Here is a 19068-nt window from a genome sequence, read left to right on the forward strand (position 1 = left end):
AAAATTAAAGCGCCTTATCACAATAATTAGCCCTTGCTCCCCTTGACCAAGACTAATACTTTCAAGTAATCACTGCGCTCATCTTCTGACCGCGGGAAATCCTCTCCTAAGCCAAAATGAGCCTTCAGTTCAGCACCCGGACACGCTGCCAAGCAATCTGCTTTAAAGCGTTCTAACGAATAGGCCGAGTGATTGGTAGACAAGACTAATTGACCACCTGGGGCCACCAAACACCAAAGATCTGCCGCAAGATGGCCATAATTTTTTAGGGCAGAGAAGGTATATTTCTTCGTTCGCGCAAAACTAGGTGGGTCACATACAACTCGATCAAAGGTCAGTCCTTTACGCTTAGCATAACGGATATAGTCGAAGACATCCATAACGCGAATTTCATGTGCTTGGCTAGGTGACTCTATCCCATTAAGCGCGAAGTTTTCTTGCGTCTTAGCTAGGCTACGATTAGCCACATCTACGCTAACGGTTTGGCTTGCGCCCCCCATTGCAGCCGCTACTGAGAAGCCACCTGTATAACTGAAGAGGTTTAAGAGACTTTTGCCGGCAGCTCCTTGCATGATATAGTCTCTCACCTGACGTTGATCTAAGAAGAGTCCAGTCATCCATTCTTGTCCTAGATGGATGGCATAGTGAATACCATTTTCGCGAATAGTGACTGGTGAGGGTGCTAGCTGACCTTCAAGGTGGCTAATAGCTTGTTCAGCCACCTGCTGGTCAAAACGCTGAGTTTCATAGATTCCTAAGATATTGACAATATTAGCTTTAAGAGCTGATACTAGCTCATCGCGGTAATGATAAATCCCTTGAGAATACCAATTAAGTTGGATAAATCCTGCATACCAATCCACTGTTACTCCGCCCAAGCCATCTCCTTCTCCATTGATAAGGCGAAAGGCAGTTAAGTCTGAACGCTTAAAATAGGACTGACGCTGAGACAAGGCCTCTTGAACCCGTTGCTCTAACCAGTTAGCGTCTAACTGACTATTCTGAGTTAGCAACCAACCTAAGCCCTTCTGTTGGCGCCCGACTAGCATGAGTCCCAGCCACTGCCCCGTCACCGACTTTAAGCCTACTACGCTTCCTTCGGCTAGCCGCTCAGCTACTTCTGGCTCCATGACATCAGCTAACTGAATCAGCGCCTTGCCCTTTTTCAGCCCTTGACTGGCTTTCTTCTTCATGATTAGTGTATTCATCTAACATTCTCCTTTGATTTCAGCCCAGAATTGTGCCAGATATTGGCGCATAAAAGCAGTTCTCTCTTGGGCTAGAGCACGGCCAGATGCGGTATTCATCAAGTCAGCCAACTTTAATAATTTCTCATCAAAATGGGCCAGGCTACTCTGATTTTGACGATAATCTTCTTGACTTAATTGGGACAAATCACGAGGAGGCAAGTCATTATAGAGATCATGTCCTCGTGAACCTCCATAATAAAAGGTACGAGCTATGCCAATTGCCCCTAAGGCATCTAGTCGGTCTGCATCCTGTACAATTTGCCCTTCAAGTGATAGAGATTGTTTTTCTTGCAGATTTTTGCTAAAAGACTGGCGGTCCATAATTTCTAAAATAGTATCTCTCTCTGGTAAAGTTGCTCCTGCTTGTATTAGAAGCTCTGCTACTTCTCTGCGCGCTTGAGCTGGATTCGATGTCACCTTATCATCAATGACATCATGCAACCAAGCTGCAGCTAGCACAATGGAGGTTTTAATGGGCTGTGATTCAGCTACCATCAAACGCTGAGCATTGGCAACCACACGTTCAAGGTGCTGAACATCGTGTCCTGTCTTATCTTGTGCCATACGTTGACGCGCAAAAGCTTCAATGATTCCTAAATCCATTCCCTGTCACACTCCTTTCTTGTATTCTAGCATAAGATCCCTGGCTAAGGCTAGTCACCTTATAACAGAACTAGCCCTTCAAAAAATAAGTAAATTGTGTTTTTGCATTCTGGAAACTGAAAAAGCCAGGAATAAACTTCACCCCATAAGTTAGATTAGAAAATCTAACTTATGGGGTGAAGTGCACTTATTAAACAACCTTACTGTAGTCAACGAAAGACTATTCTTGTGGTGTCTGACTTAAGATTTTATTTAGTAGAGATTGGTATTCCTGGGCAGAAAGGCGTTTGAGCTCCGTAATATCTGGTAAGTGCTCTTGGCTAGGGCTCAACTCATAATCCACTACATAGTCATAAGAGCGTGTATAGGCAGGATTATTATTGAAAAGGTTAAGGTTGGTATCTTCCACCACCCCCAAAAGAGTCATACGATAGCTTTGTTCCTTAGGATTCACTCGCAAGCTAAACCGCTTGAGCTTTTGGAGCACAGGACTGGTCTTTAATTGCATAGCTTTTAGAAAATCTACCTTACCAGTCGCGATGTCGGCAATGCGGTTGAGGCCAAACTCGCCTTTGCGAATCTTAGCCGACACCTCCCCTTGGAGGTCCAAACCGACCCCCTTACCTACCAAATCTAGATGGGGATTGAGTTTTAGACTAGGGCCTTTGTCACTTGCTTCCCACTCCATCTTAAGACGATAATCCAGATGTAAGTTACGTGTCTGGTCAAAGAGAAACTCCGGAATTTCAGTCAACTCTGCACTGGTCATCACGGTCCCTTTGAACTCATGAATCTTAGCTTCCGGCAACTGGCTCAACTTCTTGCGGTTGGGCTCTAAGAAAAGCAACTGGAAAGCTTCTTGATCTAAGCCAACTTGCTTGAGCTGTTCCTTGCTAAGTTCGATATAATAGTTATCATAGGCTTCTAAGGCCTTGAGCTGCTCCGTTGTCAAAGACAATTCAGGGAAGAAAGTCATGCTTGCTAATAATTGACTATGCTTAATATAGACATGAGAGAGATTATCATAAGTCATCAAATCGAGTTGATACTTAAGACCTTCGCCTTTATCGCCATAATAGGTTAATTGTATCTTAGCAATACCACGACTACGGTCCCCCACCGCTTGTACTTGGGCCGTATACGCTCGATCCTTGACGTAGGTAAAACCATAACGTACCTGGTAGATTTTTAACTCATGCATAGCATCAAGAGCGGCCTGCAATAGTTCTGGTTTGGATAGTTGCGGTTCAGCCGAACTCTCAGCAGAAGTGGAGACCATTTCGGATTCAGCTACAGAACTAGCACTCTCAGACGCGGTGGCTAGGCTTTCTACTTGGCTTGTTGAGTCTACTTGCTCAGAATCTGATTGGGCACCTACTGCCTCTGCGCCCCCTAATATAAGCGCTAAGCCTAAGGCCAAAACTCCATAAGAAAAAGGCTTAATTGCTCTTGGTTTGATTGACATTTTGTCACCTCATTCCGTTTCCGAAAATCATACAAATTCATCAGTCAGTTTAACACTCTAAGGGGCAAAAGTAAACTAAAATCACCCTAGTTAAGACTTTCTTAGAAAAGCCAAGCATAATTCAACAGCCCTCCACTAGTTGGATGATTTTCCAAGTAATGGGGGCTGTTTTATTAGCTTATGGGCTTATTCCACAATAACTTTGCGAATTAATTCTGGCACCTGAGCGGAGTCGGCAATCGAAACGGCAGCAGACAAGCGAGCCAAGACCTCACTCACATCTTCTCGGTTACTGTGTAAAATCGCAAGTGGCTGGCCTGCCTGGATCGAATCCCCAACCTTAACACAGAGTTCAATCCCTACAGCTGGGTCGATAATATCTTCCTTGGTCTCACGTCCAGCGCCTAAAATCATAGCGGCTACCCCAACTTCATCAGCCACCCATTGGCTGACTACACCCGAACATTGGGCTAGGAATGGAATGTGATAGCGAGCTTGAGGCAACAAGTCTAGATTATCCACAATTCTCGTATCCCCGCCTTGGTTAGCAAGGAAAGTCTTGAAGACTTCCAAGGCACGTCCTGAGTCAATTTGTTCTTGCAGGAGGGCTTTGCCTTCTTCTAGACTAGTTACTCGATTTGCTGCTAGCAACATTTGACCGCCTAAAACCAAGCAAAGCTCTGTTAAATCTTCTGGTCCTTGGCCTTGAAGGGTCTGGATGGCTTCCTTGACCTCTAAGGCATTCCCAATCATATAGCCTAAAGGCTGGCTCATATCAGAAATAACAGCCAGGGTCTTACGGCCCACTTGGCGCCCAATCTTCACCATGGTATGAGCCAGAGCTTCAGCATCTGCCAAGGTCTTCATAAAGGCTCCTTCACCAGTCTTAACGTCTAGGACAATGGCATCCGCCCCAGCCGCAATTTTCTTACTCATAATCGAGCTAGCGATCAAGGGAATGGATTGGACGGTCCCCGTCACATCCCGCAAGGCATAAAGTTTTTTATCAGCAGGGGTCAGGTTCCCACTTTGCCCAACGACCGCAATCTTGTAGCGATTGACATGATCAATAAAGTCTTGAGGTGATAGGGTTACGGAGAAGCCAGGGATGGCTTCTAATTTATCAGTTGTCCCGCCCGTATGGCCCAAGCCACGACCACTCATTTTAGCAACTGGCACACCACAGGCAGCTACTAGAGGTGCTAGCACCAGGGTAGTTGTATCGCCCACGCCACCCGTTGAGTGTTTATCGACTTTGACACCATGAATAGCGGATAAATCAATCTCATCCCCTGACTTGACCATGGCCATGGTTAAATAGCTGGCTTCTTCTTCCGTCATTCCCTTGAAATAGATAGCCATTGCTAAAGCGCTCATCTGATAATCAGGTATCGTGCCATCTGTATAACCGGCAATCAGGAAATTGATTTCTTCCTGACTCAAGGCCAGGCCTGCTTGTTTTTTCTCGATTAGGTCTACTACCCGCATTTAATTCACCTCAATTGTCATTGGCTCGGCTTGATCTTTCTGATAAAGGAGGATGCTACCGTCAGCACGTCCCACCAAGAAAGTATCACATACGTCTAGGAAGAGGCCATGTTCGACTACCCCTACCGTATTCTTCAATTCATGGGCTAGTTGGTGAGGATAAGGAATTTGGCCTAGTTTTAAGTCGATAATGTAGTTGCCAGAATCTGTCATATAGAGCGAATCAGACCCAACTTTACGGAAGCTTGGTTCTAGGCCTGCCGCCATCAATTGACGGAAAAGATTCCAGGACCCAAACTGCACCACCTCAACAGGCAAGGGGAAAGCTCCTAAAGTATCGACAACCTTGTCTTCGCCTACAACCCATATAGAACGCTTGGCATTCTTAGCCACAATCTTTTCATGCAAGAGGGCACCACCGCCCCCTTTGATGCCATAGAAATCACGGGTCACTTCATCCGCCCCGTCAACGACCAAATCAATATGGTTGACCCGATCTAAATCCATGATGGTAATGCCTAACTTAAGGGCTTGTTCCGCTGCCCGACGAGAAGTAGCTACGCCTACAATTTGTTTGAGGCGGCCATCCGCAATACGAGCACCTAATTCTTCAACAAACCAATAAGCCGTTGATCCGGTTCCTAAACCAACCACCATACCATCTTTGACATAGTTAGCAGCGTAACGACCGACTAGTTCCTTGGTATCTACCATTTATTTTGCTCCTTTCTGAATAGCACGAACCCGAGCCACCAAAGGCTCCAGAGAAGATTCTTCGGTTGCATCATAAGTGGTCCCATATGTCTCTAGCATGGAGCGCTCTACGTCACCCAAACTAACTGTATCTAGGGAATGCTCTTTGGTATCTTCTAGTTGCTTAGCTAAGCGTTGCATAAAGTCGAGGCGCTTATAGACGATTGTCCCACGAAAATGGAATTCAGTGATACGCTCTAAGACTTCTGGCTTGAAGGCCGCCGCCATGAGAGGATCAAAGTTGGTTAAGTCTGGATTGGAGAGACCAACCGTGTAGAGAATCCAAGACTTGTCAGGCCAGGCCTCTATCCATTCTTGATAAACAGGAGCACCTTCTAAACGCCCTTCCAAAATACAGGTTCCAAGAATCATAATCTGACTCTCTGCCAGGAGTGTATCGGTGACCTCATTATGAGCACAGACACGGCAATTAAGTACTTTGGCGATTTGCTCAGCATAGCGTTTGGTCGAGCCATAACGTGACATATAGACCACTAAACAGTTCATTACTTCCATCCCTTTCTGCATACATTACGGGTTACTCGCGACTGACTTACGGGCACCCTTACATTCCTATTGTACCACATTTTTCTTATTCTAAGTAGCTTGAGATAGATTTCGCATTTTTTTTTGATATAATAAAAGAAAGATTGATGAAGGAGGCTTCACCATGCCTGAACTCCACCTGACTTGCCCTGTCTGTCAGACCCAAGTAGATAAAGACTACCCTACTCACCTTAATAGCAAGACCCAAGCGCCTTTAGCGCGTGATCTCTTCGAAGGTCAACTCTTCCGCTTCGAGTGCCCTACTTGCGGTGCTGAGCGTCAACTAACTTATCAATTCCTCTATCATAATCCGCAAGCTGCCTATATGATTTTTCTCCTGCCCCATTATCTGGAAGAAAAAGATCGTCTAGAAGACGATTTGGAGCAAATCTTGGAAGGCCTCAACTTCTCCTTAGACCACTACCAACTGCGCTTGGTGACAAGCGTTCCTGAATTACTAGAGAAGATCCAAATTCTGGAATCCGGCCATGATGACCGCATCATTGAAGCAGTCAAAATCCTGACGGATGGGCTCTTTGCAACCGAGAAGCCTGATACACCGGTTAAGGCGCGCTACTACTATCCGAGCAAAGGTGCTGAGCGCATCCTCTATGTAACGGACCAAGATCAAATTCTAGTCGACTTACACCAGAAGCTCATTGACTTCGTCAAAGGCAAATACCGCAAAATCTTGGAAGAGGACTTACGCGGCGACTTCCACTATATTGGCTACCGCTGGGCGCTAGATTTGCTAGAAGGGAAGAAGCCTGAAAGCCAGCCAGCTAGTGACAATGAAAAATAGCATATGCTAACTAAATAAGCCAGTCCCTAAGGGGCTGGCTTATTCCTTTATTTCTCTATTTTTTTAACGTAGACCCAGTCTAGTTCACCAGATAAATCTGACCGGTAGCTGTAGCCATCAAACTTAGCAGCTCGGAGTGCTTCTAGGGTCTGGACTTGATGTTCTATACAATAAGCTAGTAGCTGCCCGCGCCCTTTCTTAGAAATGGTTGAATGGCGTTTGAGTCGGCCATCCACTTCTTCTAGAAACTGAATTCGTAAGAAAAGTCGCCGCAGGGCTGGACTGAATACTTGTTCAAACTCAGATGACAGAAGGGAAACCAGGACTTCATCTTGATTGGCTCTTATAGATGTATCATACTGTACCTTCCAATAGGATTTTAGAGGCTTGCCATTAACCTTGAGAGATTTCATGAAATCTAATCTATGCGGCGCAATCGGGGCATTAGCCGCAATTAAGCCATAGAGCGCGGTGGCAATCAAGACATGCTGACTAGCGAAGGCTCGAGCCTTATCTGACTTAAGCACCGGCTTGAATTGACGATACATGAGACCATCATAGAGGTCCATGGCAGGGTAAGACTCAGCTTCCCCTGTCGCCAAAGCCTGCCATCGTTCCGTCTCGCTTACTGCTTGAGCGTCAGAAATATCATAAAACTTAGCCAATTCTTCAGTTGATAAATCAACTAATTGCTCCAATACAGCCTGGCTAGCTGGCGCTAACTCAACGAACTTGCCATCAGACAAGTCTGACATCTGCTTGGCACTCGGTATAAGAAATTTCATGCTTATCCTCCTTATCTCTTCTTTCCTACTATATCACAGAAGATAGGATCAATCTAGCCAAACGAAAAAAGCCAGGACTCAGTCCTAGCCTTAGCTATTTGATTACTTTACCAGCCACTGGAAGCACCGCCGCCGCCGAAGCCGCCACCGCCCCAACCGCCGGAACTGCCACTTGAACTACCACTTGAACCGGAGTCAGAGCCGGAACTACCAGAGCTCCACCAACCGCCTAGGATACCGCCACTACCGCCACTACCCCAGAATCCGTCGAAGAAATCATCATCGTCATCAGACCAGCGGAAGGCGCCACGGCGTCGCCGTAAGAGACGAATACCAAGTGGTATGCCAAAAGGTAAAATTAGGAAGACTGGCCAAGCACTGGCTACAAAACGCCAAGGGCTCTTAGACCAGCGCAAGGCTGTCTCGTGCTCAGCACGCGCTGAGTTGGTCACCCCTAGTTGGGTCAGTTGGCTATCTGACAAGCCTAGATACTGGATAATCCCCTGTATCTGCAGACGCACTGCTCGGTCATAATCTTTAGCTTTGAGTTCACTCTTGGCAGAATCCAAGATCCGTTTGGCCGCCACATCGGGTAAGGTTTCAGCTGCCTTATTTGAGGTCTCAATCCGCATTTTGCGGTCATTAGGCGCGACCACCAACAATATGCCATTGTTAGTACCAGAGAAGCCCACTTGCCATTTTTTAGCTACCTTGTTAGCTAGCTCTTCAATACTGAGACCTTTGAGATCAGCTGGCAGATAAACCCCAATTTGATATTGCTCCGAGGTCTGAGCCAGTTGTCGATTGACCTGATCAATATAGGCTAAAGTATCCTGAGACAAAACCTTAGCCTCGTCCACAACCGACCGCTCTGGTTTATCAGGTAAGTTGTTAGTCTTAGCGCCACAACCCACCATAAACAAGAAGACAAAGCCTAGTAAGAGTAGGAATCCTCGCCATTTTTTAGTTTTCATGGTCATGCCTCCTCATAGGACTTACTGTCGCCTTAACGGCTAGAAGAATTCAAATCTACTGTTGGTGCTACTTGCGCATCACTGCTTGCTTGATACAAGTTCACTGGTTGGAAACCGAAGATGCCCGCTACTAAGTTAGTTGGGAAGGATCGAACCTTAGTATTGTACTTGGTCGCTACTTCGTTGAAAACGCCACGAGAGGTCTTGATACGGTTCTCAGTGCCTTCCAATTCAGTAATAAGATTTTCTACCTGTTGATTAGCCTTCAAATCTGGATAATTCTCTGTTAAAACCAATAAACGGGACACAGCTGATGATAAGTCAGACTGGCCTTGCTCGGCTTCTGACGCATTACCAGAACCAATCTTAGCACGGGCTTCCGCTATTTTCTCGAAGATTTCTGATTCATGACTCATATAACCCTTCACACTGTTGACTACATTAGGAATTAAGTCATAGCGACGTTGCAAATCAACTTGCACGTCTGCCTGGGCTTGAGTAACTGCATTTTGCGATGATACTAGGCCATTATAGGTACCACCTAAGGCAAAGGCGATGACTGCCAGAACAGCTATCACAAATAACCAAGTTTTTTTCATATTATAATCCTCCTGTCCTCTGAATCAAGTTCTTATTTCGAGGACAAGATGATTATACCATATGACAGGGCTCAGCGAATAGGACTTAGGTCCTATTCTTTGAGGCTAACCTAAATTTACTAGCTCAAAGTAAAACACCCACCAAACCAAAAGGTTCAGTGGGTTGATTTAGCTTCAGAAATGATGGTCTTAACTAATTAGACTTCATCCGCGTAGACTGCTGTACCTAGAGCGGTAACACAGAATACATAAGGAAGATAGCTTGTAGCTCCTTGAGTATTGACTGTTTCAGGTTCTAAGGTCACATAATCAAATTTAAGGTTGATAATGGCATTACAGCCAAGATCATAGGCTTGTTCCTTGAGATGGGCTAAGGTCAGAATACGCCCTTCTTCCATAACATCTACCAAACTTTGGGCCGGGTCACCTAATGCATTGTCTCCACGACCTCCATCCACACCACGCGCGATAGAATGTGCCAAATCACTAGCCACAGGCCCACCATAATGCGTGATACTATAGCCATCAAATCCCTGTCCCGTAGTCACTACAATATTAGCAATTCCTTGCTCCCGTTCTTTTTGTTGGGCAAGTTGTTCAGCAAATTCCTCATCTTGGTCAGCTAAATAGTTCTGAAATTGGTCTAGCAAATGAACTAGGTCTACACTGTCTTCTAGATAGGCACCGGTCAGAGAAAATTTCACTGCGATTCCTTGGTCTTGGAGGAAGGCCTCAAAGGCCTCTTTGTCCAAGTCGTAGTCACGTACAATGTCTTTAATTTTCATATTTTATCTACCTTTCTGCTTTCTTTTTATTTTGGGAGAGAGCCATCCTTTATTCACTACTAAAATAAGTTTCATATGCGAGAGTGGATAATCTAATTTTACTACCCATGCAATTGGGGAACAAGGAATACGAACATGTCTTCATAGACCTTCAATACCTAAAAAAAGAAAACCCACCAAGCCAAGAGCTTAGTGAGTTCTCATCTATTATTTTCCCCATTCTTCTCTGAGGACTCCATACTTGACGCTATCATAGTATACCCCTTGCCAGTAGCGGACTCGACGAATACAGGCTTCTTGTTGCCAACCGAGACCGTGGGCGCAACTCATCATACGGACATTTCCGCTCCAAGTTGTTAGGCCCAGATGTTCTAATTCAGGAAAGCGAGCGAAAGTGTCAGTCGTCCACTTCTCCAAAGCCTTCCGCCCCACACCCGTGTTCCAGCAATTTGCATCATAAATGACAATCCCTACTTCCATCCAACGAGTTCGTCGATCTTCCCAAGTTCGGGAGACCATTCCCACTGGTTGGCCTTCTACTTGGATACAATGCACCTGTTCGCTTAAGAGAAAAGCTGCCACGCCACTAGAGGCAAAATCTTCAAAACTCTCATATGCTTGATAATCTTGAAAGTAAGGTGCATCCCAACGCGCCCACTCAGGTTCCGCATCACGAAATCCCAACTCCCAAACGGCTCGCAATTTGTTTTCATCAAAAGTGACTAATTCAATATTCTGAGTCATGTTGATTCTCCTTCTTATGTTAATCTGCCTTTTGTAATCCCTAGGATGATTGACAGACAAAATTGTTACCTTCATTCTACTAGCTGGGAGACAGTTCATCAAGATATAGAGACTAAAGCCAATGCTTAATTTAGTTTTAGCTCCACTCAAAGTCACAATATTCTTATAGCACTTCGGGTTAACCACAATCAAAACCGACGCTTGTCACGGGCAGTTTGCTCTGCGGCCAGAAGCCTCTGCTACCGGCCACGGCCTAAAGGCCTGCTGAATCGGTTTCCCTCCTGCACCACTTTCCCTCGCTAGCTCTCAAAGAGCTTCGCTTACTTTTCCCTTTCAGATACCCCATAAAGCTTGAAACACTTAATTTGGGTGGGATACTGACCAACATATGAATGTGGTCTTTGCAGGCATTTGCTTCATGGATAATGACGCCCTTGCGCTCGCATAATTCACGAATAATTCTGCCAATCGTTGCCTTGTACTTTCCATATATGATTTGACGTCAATACTTGGGGGCGAACACGATATGGTACTTACAATTCCAACTGATGTGTGCTAAACTATCATTGTCCTTTTTCATAAGGATACCTCCCTGGTTCATTTTGTGTGGTCGGGAAACCTACACTAAGTTTACCACTTGGGAGGTCTTTTTGCTTACCTCGCTGTAAGCTTTTCGGAACCACCAGCTTTGCTGGTGGTTTTCTCCATACAAAAAGGCCAGCATCTTCTGCCGGCTCTTTTTTTAGATTGCTTTGCTGTCAATGCCTTTTTCCTGATTACGCTTGGCTACCCAAGCGGTCAAGAGTGGCGTTAAAATAGCCGTTACGATAACGGAGGCCGTAATTTGAGTTGTAGCGATTGATTCCAGCCCCTTAAAGCTAGCATCCACAGCTGCCAAGGCTGCTGGGGTCGCAATGGCACTGGCTGCCGTACTAGAAATGGCTGCACCAGCAATCCCAGAGCCACCTGTAGACCGGTCCACCCAGATAGCGACTGCCCCGCCAAGCGCGGTGGTCAGAATCCCTAAGAGGATACCAGGCAGGCCACCTTCAAGAATTTGGCCGAAGCTCATGTTGGCCCCCAAGCAGAAACCCACAATCATAATAATGGCAGGCACCCCATTGGAGAGGGCTTTCTTCATAAAAGGAAAGGCATTCCCAAGGGCAATCCCTAAAACTAGGGGCAAGACCGTCCCGACCAAGTTCCAAATGGAAATATTAGCCAAGCCCGCTGAAGCTAAGGCCGCCATGGTCACCATCGGCCCTACACTAAGGGTAGTAATGCCCACTGCGCCGGCGTCAATTTCATTACCGTAGACATCGACAATGCCAGCATACATGGCATTATTGGCCACAGACATGGCCCCGATGATGGCGAGGGCTGACAGACCCAAGAAATTATCGCCTAGGAGTTTGGCTACTAAGAGCCCTAGGACAACGGAGACAGCAATCTTGGATAGGATGATAGCTGCCCCGCGGCCTACCGCTTTAGGCGTATTTTTTAAGGAAATGGTCCCCCCAATGAAGAAGAGGAAGGCCCCGACTAGAGGCCCGGCCCCCTTAACAATTGGGGTGGTGAAGCCCCCAATTTCTAGGACCTGTGGTAGCAGGCTGTTAATGGCACAGCCGATAAACATAGGGATAATAATAATGTCCCCAGGGATTTTGAATTTTTTGGCTTTTTGCATCTTACTAGGCTCCCTTCAGATAGATCGACTTCTAGACATCAACCATCTAAGGTGATGCCACCGTCGCAGTCGCCAATTTCCCCCGTGATGAAGCTAGCTAAATCGCTGGCGAAGAAGAGAATCATTTGGGCAATTTCAACCGGTTCGGCGCGCTTGCCTAGCGGAATCATGCTGATGACACGTTGGCTCTTTTCAGCGTCTTCAGATAGGACGGTCGTCATTTCAGTCCGGGTGAAGGATGGGCAAACCGCATTACAGTAGATACCGTATTTACCACCTTCCTTGGCAATGGCTTTGGTCAGCCCATTCAAGCCCGCCTTAGAAGAGGCATAGGCAGCCGTCCCTAAGAGGCCACCCCCTAATTTCGCTGCTACTGAGGAGACGTTGACAATACGACCCCCGCCCGCTTCCTTGAAGTAAGGGAAAATCTGGCTGATGGTAGAGAAGCAACCGGTCAGGTTAATCCGGATGGTACGTTCCCATTCTTCATAGCTTAATTGATCAAATGGTTTAGCAGAAATGACCCCAGCACAGTTGACTAGAATATCCACTCGTTCAGGTCTAGACAGAATACCTTGCATAGCGGTCTCAATGGCCTCATGGTCACCTAAATCCATGTGGACAAAATCAACGGCTGGACCAAATTCTGCAATGGTTGCCCGAGCTGCTACCTCATTGATATCGGCGATAATGACGGAACCACCGCCTTCGACAATACCGCGAACGACTTCTTTCCCGATCCCATTGGCACCACCTGTGACAATGGCTCTTTTACCTGTAAAGTCCATGTTATCAGATCCTTCTTTCTAGGTTTGTCATAGAATTCTATGCTTTAAGTATAGCACTCCTGTCATCAGATTGAAAGCCGATTATATAAAATATGGTATTTTATTGAATTTAAGAATATAGTTTATACTTAGATAGAGATTGCCTATACCTCAGTCATAAAAGGACCTTTCCCCGACAAAAATTAGAAAATTTGTGAATCCTAATCACAACAGAATTTTGGAAGGCCTTTCACTTGCTTCACAAGTCTACCAGTGCTAGACTGAGGTTATAGTGGCCTAGCCACAAATCTAGAAAGAAAAGGTGATGTTTGATGGAAAAAGTATTTGCAAGTCCTTCTCGTTATGTCCAAGGTAAAGGCGTGCTCAAGTCTGGCTTAGACCATATTCTCGCTCTAGGTAAGCGCGCACTCCTACTAGCCGACTCGACTGTTTATGAAATTGCCGGACGTCAGTTAGAAGAAGACCTAAAAGCACGCAGTGCCTTTGTTCACTACGAGGCCTTCCATGGGGAAGCTTCAGACGTGGAAATTGACCGCGTTAGCCAAGTAGGTCGTGACCTAGACATTCAAGTCATCCTTGGTTTGGGTGGTGGTAAGACCATTGATACCGCCAAAGCCATTGCTGACAAACTGCAGGTACCGGTGGCTATCTTGCCGACTGTCGCCTCGACTGATGCTCCTACTTCTGCCCTCTCTGTTATCTACTCAGAAGAAGGCGTCTTCGAACGTTACCTCTTCTACAGCAAAAACCCTGAACTAGTCCTCGTAGACACCCAAGTCATTGCTCAAGCTCCTGTGCGTCTCTTAGCTTCTGGTATCGCGGATGCCTTAGCTACCTGGGTTGAAGGTCGCGCTGTCATTGAAGCGCATGGTGCTACCATGGCCGGTGGTAGTCCAAGTATCGCAGCCGAAGCCATTGCCCGTGCCTGCGAATCCACCCTCTTTGAAAATGGCCTCCAAGCGTTGGCTGCAGCCCATGCTAAGGTCGTGACGCCAGCCCTAGAAGCAGTGGTAGAAGCTAACACCTTACTGAGTGGGATTGGTTTTGAATCTTGTGGGCTGGCTGCTGCTCACGCCATCCACAATGGCTTTACTGCCTTACACGGCGATATTCACAGTCTAACCCACGGGGAAAAGGTCGCCTATGGGACCCTGACCCAATTGGTATTAGAAAATCGTCCTAAAGAAGAATTAGATCGCTACATCCGCTTCTATCAAGCCTTGGGTCTCCCAACTACCTTGGAAGAAGTGAGATTAGCTGGCGTGGCCTATGAAGACCTAGTCAAAGTCGGCGCCCTGGCCACCCAAGATGGCGAAACCATTCATCAAATGGCCCAAAAATTCACGCCTAGTGATGTGGCAGATGCCCTCTTAGCCTTAGACGCTTACGTAAGGGAGAATTTCTAAACAAGATAAACCAAAGAAAAAGCTAGGACCGCAGTCCTAGCTTTCTTTTTATAGCCATTTAGAATAGTCTTCGTCATCCATTGCTTCCACTTCACCCAAGAGGTAGCCGTTACCTACTTGTGAGAAGAAGTCATGGTTGGATGTTCCGGTCGAAATCCCATTCATGACGATTGGATCAACATCTTCTGCTGTATCCGGGAAGAGTGGATCAAAGCCTAAGTTTTGAAGCGCCTTATTGGCATTATAGCGAATGAAGACTTTAACTTTTTCAGTCCAACCTACTTGATCATAGAGGGACTGGGTGTATTTGGCTTCATTCTGGTAGAGGTCCATACAGAGTTCATAGACCCACATCTTGAGCTCAGCCTGCTGATCTTCTGGCAATTCATTGTAGCCCAATTGGAATTTATAACCTGTATAGGTCCCGTGGACTGACTCGTCACGGATAATGAGCTTGATGATTTCTGCTACGTTGGCCAACTTGTTGTTACCTAAGTAATAAAGTGGCGTGAAGAAACCTGAGTAGAAGAGGAAGGTCTCTAACATAGTAGAGGCTGCCTTAATCTTGAGGCCATGGCCTGATTGGTAGATCTCATTAATCTTCTTAGCCTTATACTGGAGTTGCTCGTTAGTGTTGGTCCATTCGAAGATTTCTTCGATTTCAGCCTTGGTGTTTAAAGTGGAGAAGATAGTAGAGTAGGACTTGGCGTGAACAGATTCCATGAACTGGATATTGTTCCAGACCGCTTCTTCGTGTTGGGTCCGGACAAAGTCCTTCATGAGCGCCGCCCCTTCTTCTGATTGAAGGGTATCGAGTAGGGTCAAGCCGCCGAAGGCTTTGGCCACTACGTCGCGCTCGGCCATGGATAAGGTCCGCCAGTCATCCAAGTCATTAGAAACCGGAATCCGGGTATCCAACCAGAATTGCTCGGTCAGCTTTTCCCAGGTTAACTTATCAATCATGTCTTCGACCTTGTTCCAGTCGATTGCCTTATAGTAGGCTACTGGCATGTTGTTCTTCTGGGAAAGAATTTGGTTAAAGTATTGTTTGTCTGTCATGTCTGACGCCTCCTAAATCGAGCAGCTTTCGCATTCGTTGCTGCCGACTTCGTCGTTATTTTCCGTAAAGGTCCGCACATAGTAGATGGACTTGATGCCCTTCTTCCAAGCATAGTGACGTAAGATGTTGAGATCACGTGTAGTCATCTTGTTGGTCCGGCCTTCTTTCCACTCATACATGCCTTCTGGCAATTCTGAACGCATGAAGAGGGTTAAGGACATACCTTGGTCGATATGTTTTTGGGCCGCCGCATAGACGTCGATAACCTTACGCATATCGGTATCATAGGCTGATTTATAGTAAGGCAGGGTCTCGTTAGACAGCATTGGCGCTGGGTAATAGGTTTTCCCTGTCTTCTTCTCTTGACGTTCTTCAATCAGACGTGTAATTGGGTGCAAGCTGGCACTGGTCTCGTTGACATAGGAGATAGAGCCGGTTGGCGCAATGGCCAGACGGTTTTGGTGGTAGAGGCCATGAGCCGCTACTTGCTCCTTAAGGTCACGCCAGTCATCTGCTGTTGGCAGGGCCACCTTGCTCATGATCGCTGCCACCTTCTCAGAAGTCACTTGGAAAGGTGCTTGGATATAAGCATCAAAGTATTCACCTGTCGCGTACTTAGAATTCTCGAAGTTATCGAAGCTCTTGCCACGTTCCTTCGCAATCTTGTTGCTGGCTACTAAGGTATAGTAGTTGAGGGCATAGAAGTAGGCTTCCGTTAACTCAACAGATTCTGGTGAGCCGTACTCCATTTGGTTGATGGCGAAGAGGGTATGCAAGCCCATGCCGCCCAAACCAATGGTATGGGCCAAATCATTGCCGTGCTTAACGGTTGGCACTGCTTCAATGTTAGAGTGGTCAGTGACATAGGTCAAGGCACGGACCGCAGTCTCCACAGATGAAGCAAAATCAGGCGATTCAATCATGTTTGGAATGTTGGTTGAACCCAAGTTACAGCTAATGTCGGTCCCTAAGACTTCAAACTCTTGTCGGTTGTTAATGTGGCTTGGCCGTTGAACTTGAAGGATTTCAGAACAGAGGTTGGACATGGTAATGGTCCCATCAATTGGGTTAGCCCGGTTAGCCGTGTCGATGTTGACGATATATGGGTAGCCTGATTCTTGTTGGAGCTTAGAAATCTCATTTTCCAAGTCACGTGCTGAAATCTTAGATTTGCGGATTTCAGGGTTGTTAACCAAGTTGTCGTATTCTTCTGTAATATCTACATAGGCAAATGGACGACCATATATGCGTTCCACATCGTATGGACTGAAGAGATACATAGGCTCATCTTTGGCAGCTAATTCGTAGAATTTATCTGGTACCACGACCCCTAAAGACAGGGTCTTAACCCGCACCTTCTCATCCGCATTTTCCTTCTTGGTTGATAGGAAGGAGACAATATCTGGATGGAAGACATTGAGGTAGACTGCCCCGGCTCCGTTACGTTGGCCTAATTGGTTGGAATAGCTAAAACTATCTTCCAAGAGCTTCATCACTGGCACCACACCACTAGAGGCGTTCTCAATCTTCTTAATCGGGTCACCAGCAGCTCGCAGGTTGGACAGGTTAACCCCTACTCCACCACCAATTCGAGACAGTTGTAGGGCAGAGTTGATAGCCCGACCGATGGAGTTCATATCGTCAGAAATTTGAATTAAGAAGCAAGAAACCAACTCCCCACGGCGCTTACGCCCTGAGTTGAGGAAGGTTGGGGTTGCGGGTTGATAGCGTTGGCTAATCATTTCATCCCGCAAACGTATTGCTAATTCCTGATCCCCGTCCGCTAAGAAGAGGGCACAAAAAGCAATACGGTCTTCATAGCGCTCTAAGTAGCGGGCTCCATCGTTGGTCCGTAAGGCATATTGGGTATAGAATTTGAAGGCAGACATGAAGGACTTGAAGCGGAACTTCATCTTATAGGTGCTGGAAATCAGCTCCTTAATGAACTCCATTGGGTATTTCTCAATGAATTCCCGTTCAATAAAGTCGTTATCTACCAAGTAGTTAATCTTCTCTTCCAAAGAATAGAAGAAGACCGTGTTAGGGTTAACGTGCTCTAGGAAATAAGCACGCACTGCTTCCCGGTCCTTGTTGAGAGGGATTTTACCATCAACGGGACGGTTTAATTCATTATTGAGTTTGAAGTAAGTGACTTCAGTCGGACGACTCTTTAAGACTGGTTTATCCAAGTTGTTCCACCTGCTCTTTCAATTTATTAACATCATTTTCGGATCCCTGAAATTCGAACAAGTGCAAGAGGGGCACTTGATAATCTCGGGCCAAATCCTTGGCTGTAAAACCAAATAAGGTATTAAAATTGCGGTTACCGCCACCGGCAACGCCCTTAAAATAATGGCGGTTATTGCCTACTTCAATAAATTCATTGACGATCTCAGTTGCTTCCTTCTCATAAGTCGGCACGACCACAATATAGGGTTCCTGGACTTCAGTGAAGACAGAGTCTGGAGTAATCTCCAACAAGGGATAGTCTAATTTATGGACAAACTTGCGGGTTTGTCCTGTGATGGATAAGTAGACCACTAGCAATTTCAACACCTCCCTGAATAGATTTTTCAACATGTACTATCTTACCATATTTGGGGCGAAAAACAAGCCTTAAGCCCCAATATTTAGTGCATAATTCATCTAGACAACACAAGATGTAGTGGTTCGAAAAGAAATCACTCGCTTCAAACCCGGTCCAATCGAGCCTTTTAACTAGGGCTCCCCCTATATCTTGTGCTCCTGACTTGACAAGGACTTCTGAGCCTACTAGACTAAGAGATGACAAATGTAATTTTTACAGAAAGGAGCCCGCCCATGACTGCCCCCCTAAGCCAAAATAAACCCAGTGTGCTTCATATTAGCGAGGCTGAGTGGCGGCTTATGAGACTGGTTTGGACTATGCCCGGTATCACCAGTCGTCAACTCATTGACACGCTATCCGCCTCAAGTGATTGGAAGGTTGGGACCATTAAATCCCTGCTCTCGCGACTAATTCAAAAGGGTTATTTAGACAAATCCGAAGGGATTAGCCCCTATCATTTTTATGCAACGATTAGCCAGGAAGAGGCCACTCTTCTTCGCCTACAAGCAGCCCTTGATCCTGTTTGTCGAAAAGACCGCGCCCATTTTCTGGCCCGGCTATTAGCCAGCACCCCATTAAGCCAAGCTGATTGCCAAGCTATCATAACGCAACTAGAAGAACAAGCCAAGACTGCCCCAGAGACCATCCCCTGTCAGTGTCCTCCTGGAGCTTGCCAATGTCATCATTCTACACGCCATGGCAAAGCCTAGCTTGATTCTCAACTAAACTATATAAACAAAACCCCA

General features: G+C 46.2%; 19 protein-coding genes and 1 pseudogene. 3 read left to right on the top strand and 17 right to left on the bottom strand.

Annotated elements, in window-relative coordinates:
* Positions 1-26: 26 nt before the first annotated feature.
* The 6 genes from Q0339_RS04865 to Q0339_RS04890 all read right to left on the bottom strand — a co-directional run bounded on the left by Q0339_RS04865 (position 27) and on the right by Q0339_RS04890 (position 6066).
* On the bottom strand, positions 27-1208 hold the full coding sequence (locus Q0339_RS04865) for a class I SAM-dependent rRNA methyltransferase (protein ID WP_298077700.1): 1182 nt from the start codon (positions 1206-1208) through the stop codon (positions 27-29).
* Positions 1209-1853 (bottom strand): HD domain-containing protein, encoded by a 645-nt coding sequence (locus tag Q0339_RS04870; RefSeq protein ID WP_298077701.1) that lies wholly within the window; start codon positions 1851-1853, stop codon positions 1209-1211.
* Between the two features lie 220 nt (positions 1854-2073).
* On the bottom strand, positions 2074-3318 hold the full coding sequence (locus Q0339_RS04875) for a hypothetical protein (protein ID WP_298077702.1): 1245 nt from the start codon (positions 3316-3318) through the stop codon (positions 2074-2076).
* 186 nt (positions 3319-3504) lie between these two features.
* Complete coding sequence (locus tag Q0339_RS04880; RefSeq protein WP_298077703.1) at positions 3505-4806, bottom strand: pyrimidine-nucleoside phosphorylase; 1302 nt, start codon at positions 4804-4806, stop codon at positions 3505-3507.
* Positions 4807-5520: a ribose-5-phosphate isomerase RpiA gene (rpiA, locus tag Q0339_RS04885; RefSeq protein ID WP_298077704.1), complete on the bottom strand. Its 714-nt coding sequence runs from the start codon at positions 5518-5520 to the stop codon at positions 4807-4809. It lies immediately after the preceding gene.
* Entirely contained in the window at positions 5521-6066 is a 546-nt protein-coding gene (locus Q0339_RS04890) for a flavodoxin domain-containing protein (RefSeq protein WP_298077705.1), read from the bottom strand. It abuts the gene before it with no gap.
* A gap of 163 nt (positions 6067-6229) precedes the next feature.
* Here Q0339_RS04890 and Q0339_RS04895 point away from each other — a divergent pair, with 163 nt between their 5' ends.
* Positions 6230-6907, top strand: a complete 678-nt coding sequence (locus tag Q0339_RS04895; RefSeq protein WP_298077706.1) for a CpXC domain-containing protein — start codon at positions 6230-6232, stop codon at positions 6905-6907.
* A gap of 47 nt (positions 6908-6954) precedes the next feature.
* On the opposite strand, the gene yaaA is transcribed toward Q0339_RS04895, so the two are convergent.
* The 8 genes and pseudogenes from yaaA to Q0339_RS04935 all read right to left on the bottom strand — a co-directional run bounded on the left by yaaA (position 6955) and on the right by Q0339_RS04935 (position 13269).
* Positions 6955-7692, bottom strand: a complete 738-nt coding sequence (yaaA, locus tag Q0339_RS04900; protein ID WP_298077707.1) for a peroxide stress protein YaaA — start codon at positions 7690-7692, stop codon at positions 6955-6957.
* A 107-nt stretch (positions 7693-7799) separates the two neighbouring features.
* Positions 7800-8666 carry a YgcG family protein gene (locus Q0339_RS04905; protein ID WP_298077708.1) on the bottom strand — a complete coding sequence of 289 codons (867 nt, stop codon included), beginning with the start codon at positions 8664-8666 and terminating at the stop codon, positions 7800-7802.
* A gap of 32 nt (positions 8667-8698) precedes the next feature.
* Complete coding sequence (locus Q0339_RS04910) at positions 8699-9265, bottom strand: LemA family protein (RefSeq protein ID WP_291427817.1); 567 nt, start codon at positions 9263-9265, stop codon at positions 8699-8701.
* Positions 9266-9462: 197 nt separating this feature from the next.
* Positions 9463-10050: a heavy metal-binding domain-containing protein gene (locus Q0339_RS04915; protein ID WP_298077709.1), complete on the bottom strand. Its 588-nt coding sequence runs from the start codon at positions 10048-10050 to the stop codon at positions 9463-9465.
* A 207-nt stretch (positions 10051-10257) separates the two neighbouring features.
* Positions 10258-10794 (bottom strand): GNAT family protein, encoded by a 537-nt coding sequence (locus tag Q0339_RS04920; RefSeq protein WP_298077710.1) that lies wholly within the window; start codon positions 10792-10794, stop codon positions 10258-10260.
* 304 nt (positions 10795-11098) lie between these two features.
* Positions 11099-11374: pseudogene (gene tnpA, locus Q0339_RS04925) on the bottom strand (IS200/IS605 family transposase); the annotation flags it as partial.
* A gap of 162 nt (positions 11375-11536) precedes the next feature.
* Positions 11537-12481: a 2-keto-3-deoxygluconate permease gene (locus tag Q0339_RS04930; protein ID WP_291427822.1), complete on the bottom strand. Its 945-nt coding sequence runs from the start codon at positions 12479-12481 to the stop codon at positions 11537-11539.
* Positions 12482-12519: 38 nt separating this feature from the next.
* Complete coding sequence (locus Q0339_RS04935; protein WP_298077711.1) at positions 12520-13269, bottom strand: SDR family NAD(P)-dependent oxidoreductase; 750 nt, start codon at positions 13267-13269, stop codon at positions 12520-12522.
* 311 nt (positions 13270-13580) lie between these two features.
* Between Q0339_RS04935 and Q0339_RS04940 the strand changes: the two genes are divergently transcribed.
* The gene (locus Q0339_RS04940; protein WP_298077712.1) at positions 13581-14675 is read left to right on the top strand and encodes a glycerol dehydrogenase; all 1095 of its coding nucleotides are present in this window, start codon (positions 13581-13583) and stop codon (positions 14673-14675) included.
* A 48-nt stretch (positions 14676-14723) separates the two neighbouring features.
* Here Q0339_RS04940 and nrdF read toward each other — a convergent pair whose 3' ends face one another.
* From nrdF to nrdI, 3 genes are read right to left on the bottom strand one after another with little or no spacing between them, the layout of a single operon-like run.
* Complete coding sequence (gene nrdF, locus Q0339_RS04945; protein ID WP_180363301.1) at positions 14724-15734, bottom strand: class 1b ribonucleoside-diphosphate reductase subunit beta; 1011 nt, start codon at positions 15732-15734, stop codon at positions 14724-14726.
* Positions 15735-15746: 12 nt separating this feature from the next.
* Positions 15747-17924 (bottom strand): class 1b ribonucleoside-diphosphate reductase subunit alpha, encoded by a 2178-nt coding sequence (gene nrdE / locus Q0339_RS04950; protein ID WP_298077713.1) that lies wholly within the window; start codon positions 17922-17924, stop codon positions 15747-15749.
* The gene (nrdI, locus tag Q0339_RS04955) at positions 17917-18282 is read right to left on the bottom strand and encodes a class Ib ribonucleoside-diphosphate reductase assembly flavoprotein NrdI (RefSeq protein WP_035363895.1); all 366 of its coding nucleotides are present in this window, start codon (positions 18280-18282) and stop codon (positions 17917-17919) included. Before nrdI ends, nrdE begins: the two co-directional genes overlap by 8 nt.
* Before the next feature lie 273 nt (positions 18283-18555).
* On the opposite strand from nrdI, the gene Q0339_RS04960 reads away from it, so the two are divergent.
* A complete protein-coding gene (locus tag Q0339_RS04960; protein WP_298077714.1) occupies positions 18556-19032 on the top strand; it encodes a BlaI/MecI/CopY family transcriptional regulator in 477 nt (158 codons plus the stop codon).
* The last annotated feature ends 36 nt before the right edge of the window (positions 19033-19068 follow it).

Source organism: uncultured Abiotrophia sp., from assembly GCF_938010525.1.
In the GTDB taxonomy this organism is placed as follows: domain Bacteria; phylum Bacillota; class Bacilli; order Lactobacillales; family Aerococcaceae; genus Abiotrophia.

Coding starts and splice junctions, on each gene's coding strand:
- Q0339_RS04865 (WP_298077700.1), bottom strand. CDS start 1,208: ATGAATACACTAATCATGAAGAAGAAAGCCAGTCAAGGGCTGAAAAAG.
- Q0339_RS04870 (WP_298077701.1), bottom strand. CDS start 1,853: ATGGATTTAGGAATCATTGAAGCTTTTGCGCGTCAACGTATGGCACAA.
- Q0339_RS04875 (WP_298077702.1), bottom strand. CDS start 3,318: ATGTCAATCAAACCAAGAGCAATTAAGCCTTTTTCTTATGGAGTTTTG.
- Q0339_RS04880 (WP_298077703.1), bottom strand. CDS start 4,806: ATGCGGGTAGTAGACCTAATCGAGAAAAAACAAGCAGGCCTGGCCTTG.
- rpiA (WP_298077704.1), bottom strand. CDS start 5,520: ATGGTAGATACCAAGGAACTAGTCGGTCGTTACGCTGCTAACTATGTC.
- Q0339_RS04890 (WP_298077705.1), bottom strand. CDS start 6,066: ATGAACTGTTTAGTGGTCTATATGTCACGTTATGGCTCGACCAAACGC.
- Q0339_RS04895 (WP_298077706.1), top strand. CDS start 6,230: ATGCCTGAACTCCACCTGACTTGCCCTGTCTGTCAGACCCAAGTAGAT.
- yaaA (WP_298077707.1), bottom strand. CDS start 7,692: ATGAAATTTCTTATACCGAGTGCCAAGCAGATGTCAGACTTGTCTGAT.
- Q0339_RS04905 (WP_298077708.1), bottom strand. CDS start 8,666: ATGAAAACTAAAAAATGGCGAGGATTCCTACTCTTACTAGGCTTTGTC.
- Q0339_RS04910 (WP_291427817.1), bottom strand. CDS start 9,265: ATGAAAAAAACTTGGTTATTTGTGATAGCTGTTCTGGCAGTCATCGCC.
- Q0339_RS04915 (WP_298077709.1), bottom strand. CDS start 10,050: ATGAAAATTAAAGACATTGTACGTGACTACGACTTGGACAAAGAGGCC.
- Q0339_RS04920 (WP_298077710.1), bottom strand. CDS start 10,794: ATGACTCAGAATATTGAATTAGTCACTTTTGATGAAAACAAATTGCGA.
- Q0339_RS04930 (WP_291427822.1), bottom strand. CDS start 12,481: ATGCAAAAAGCCAAAAAATTCAAAATCCCTGGGGACATTATTATTATC.
- Q0339_RS04935 (WP_298077711.1), bottom strand. CDS start 13,269: ATGGACTTTACAGGTAAAAGAGCCATTGTCACAGGTGGTGCCAATGGG.
- Q0339_RS04940 (WP_298077712.1), top strand. CDS start 13,581: ATGGAAAAAGTATTTGCAAGTCCTTCTCGTTATGTCCAAGGTAAAGGC.
- nrdF (WP_180363301.1), bottom strand. CDS start 15,734: ATGACAGACAAACAATACTTTAACCAAATTCTTTCCCAGAAGAACAAC.
- Q0339_RS04960 (WP_298077714.1), top strand. CDS start 18,556: ATGACTGCCCCCCTAAGCCAAAATAAACCCAGTGTGCTTCATATTAGC.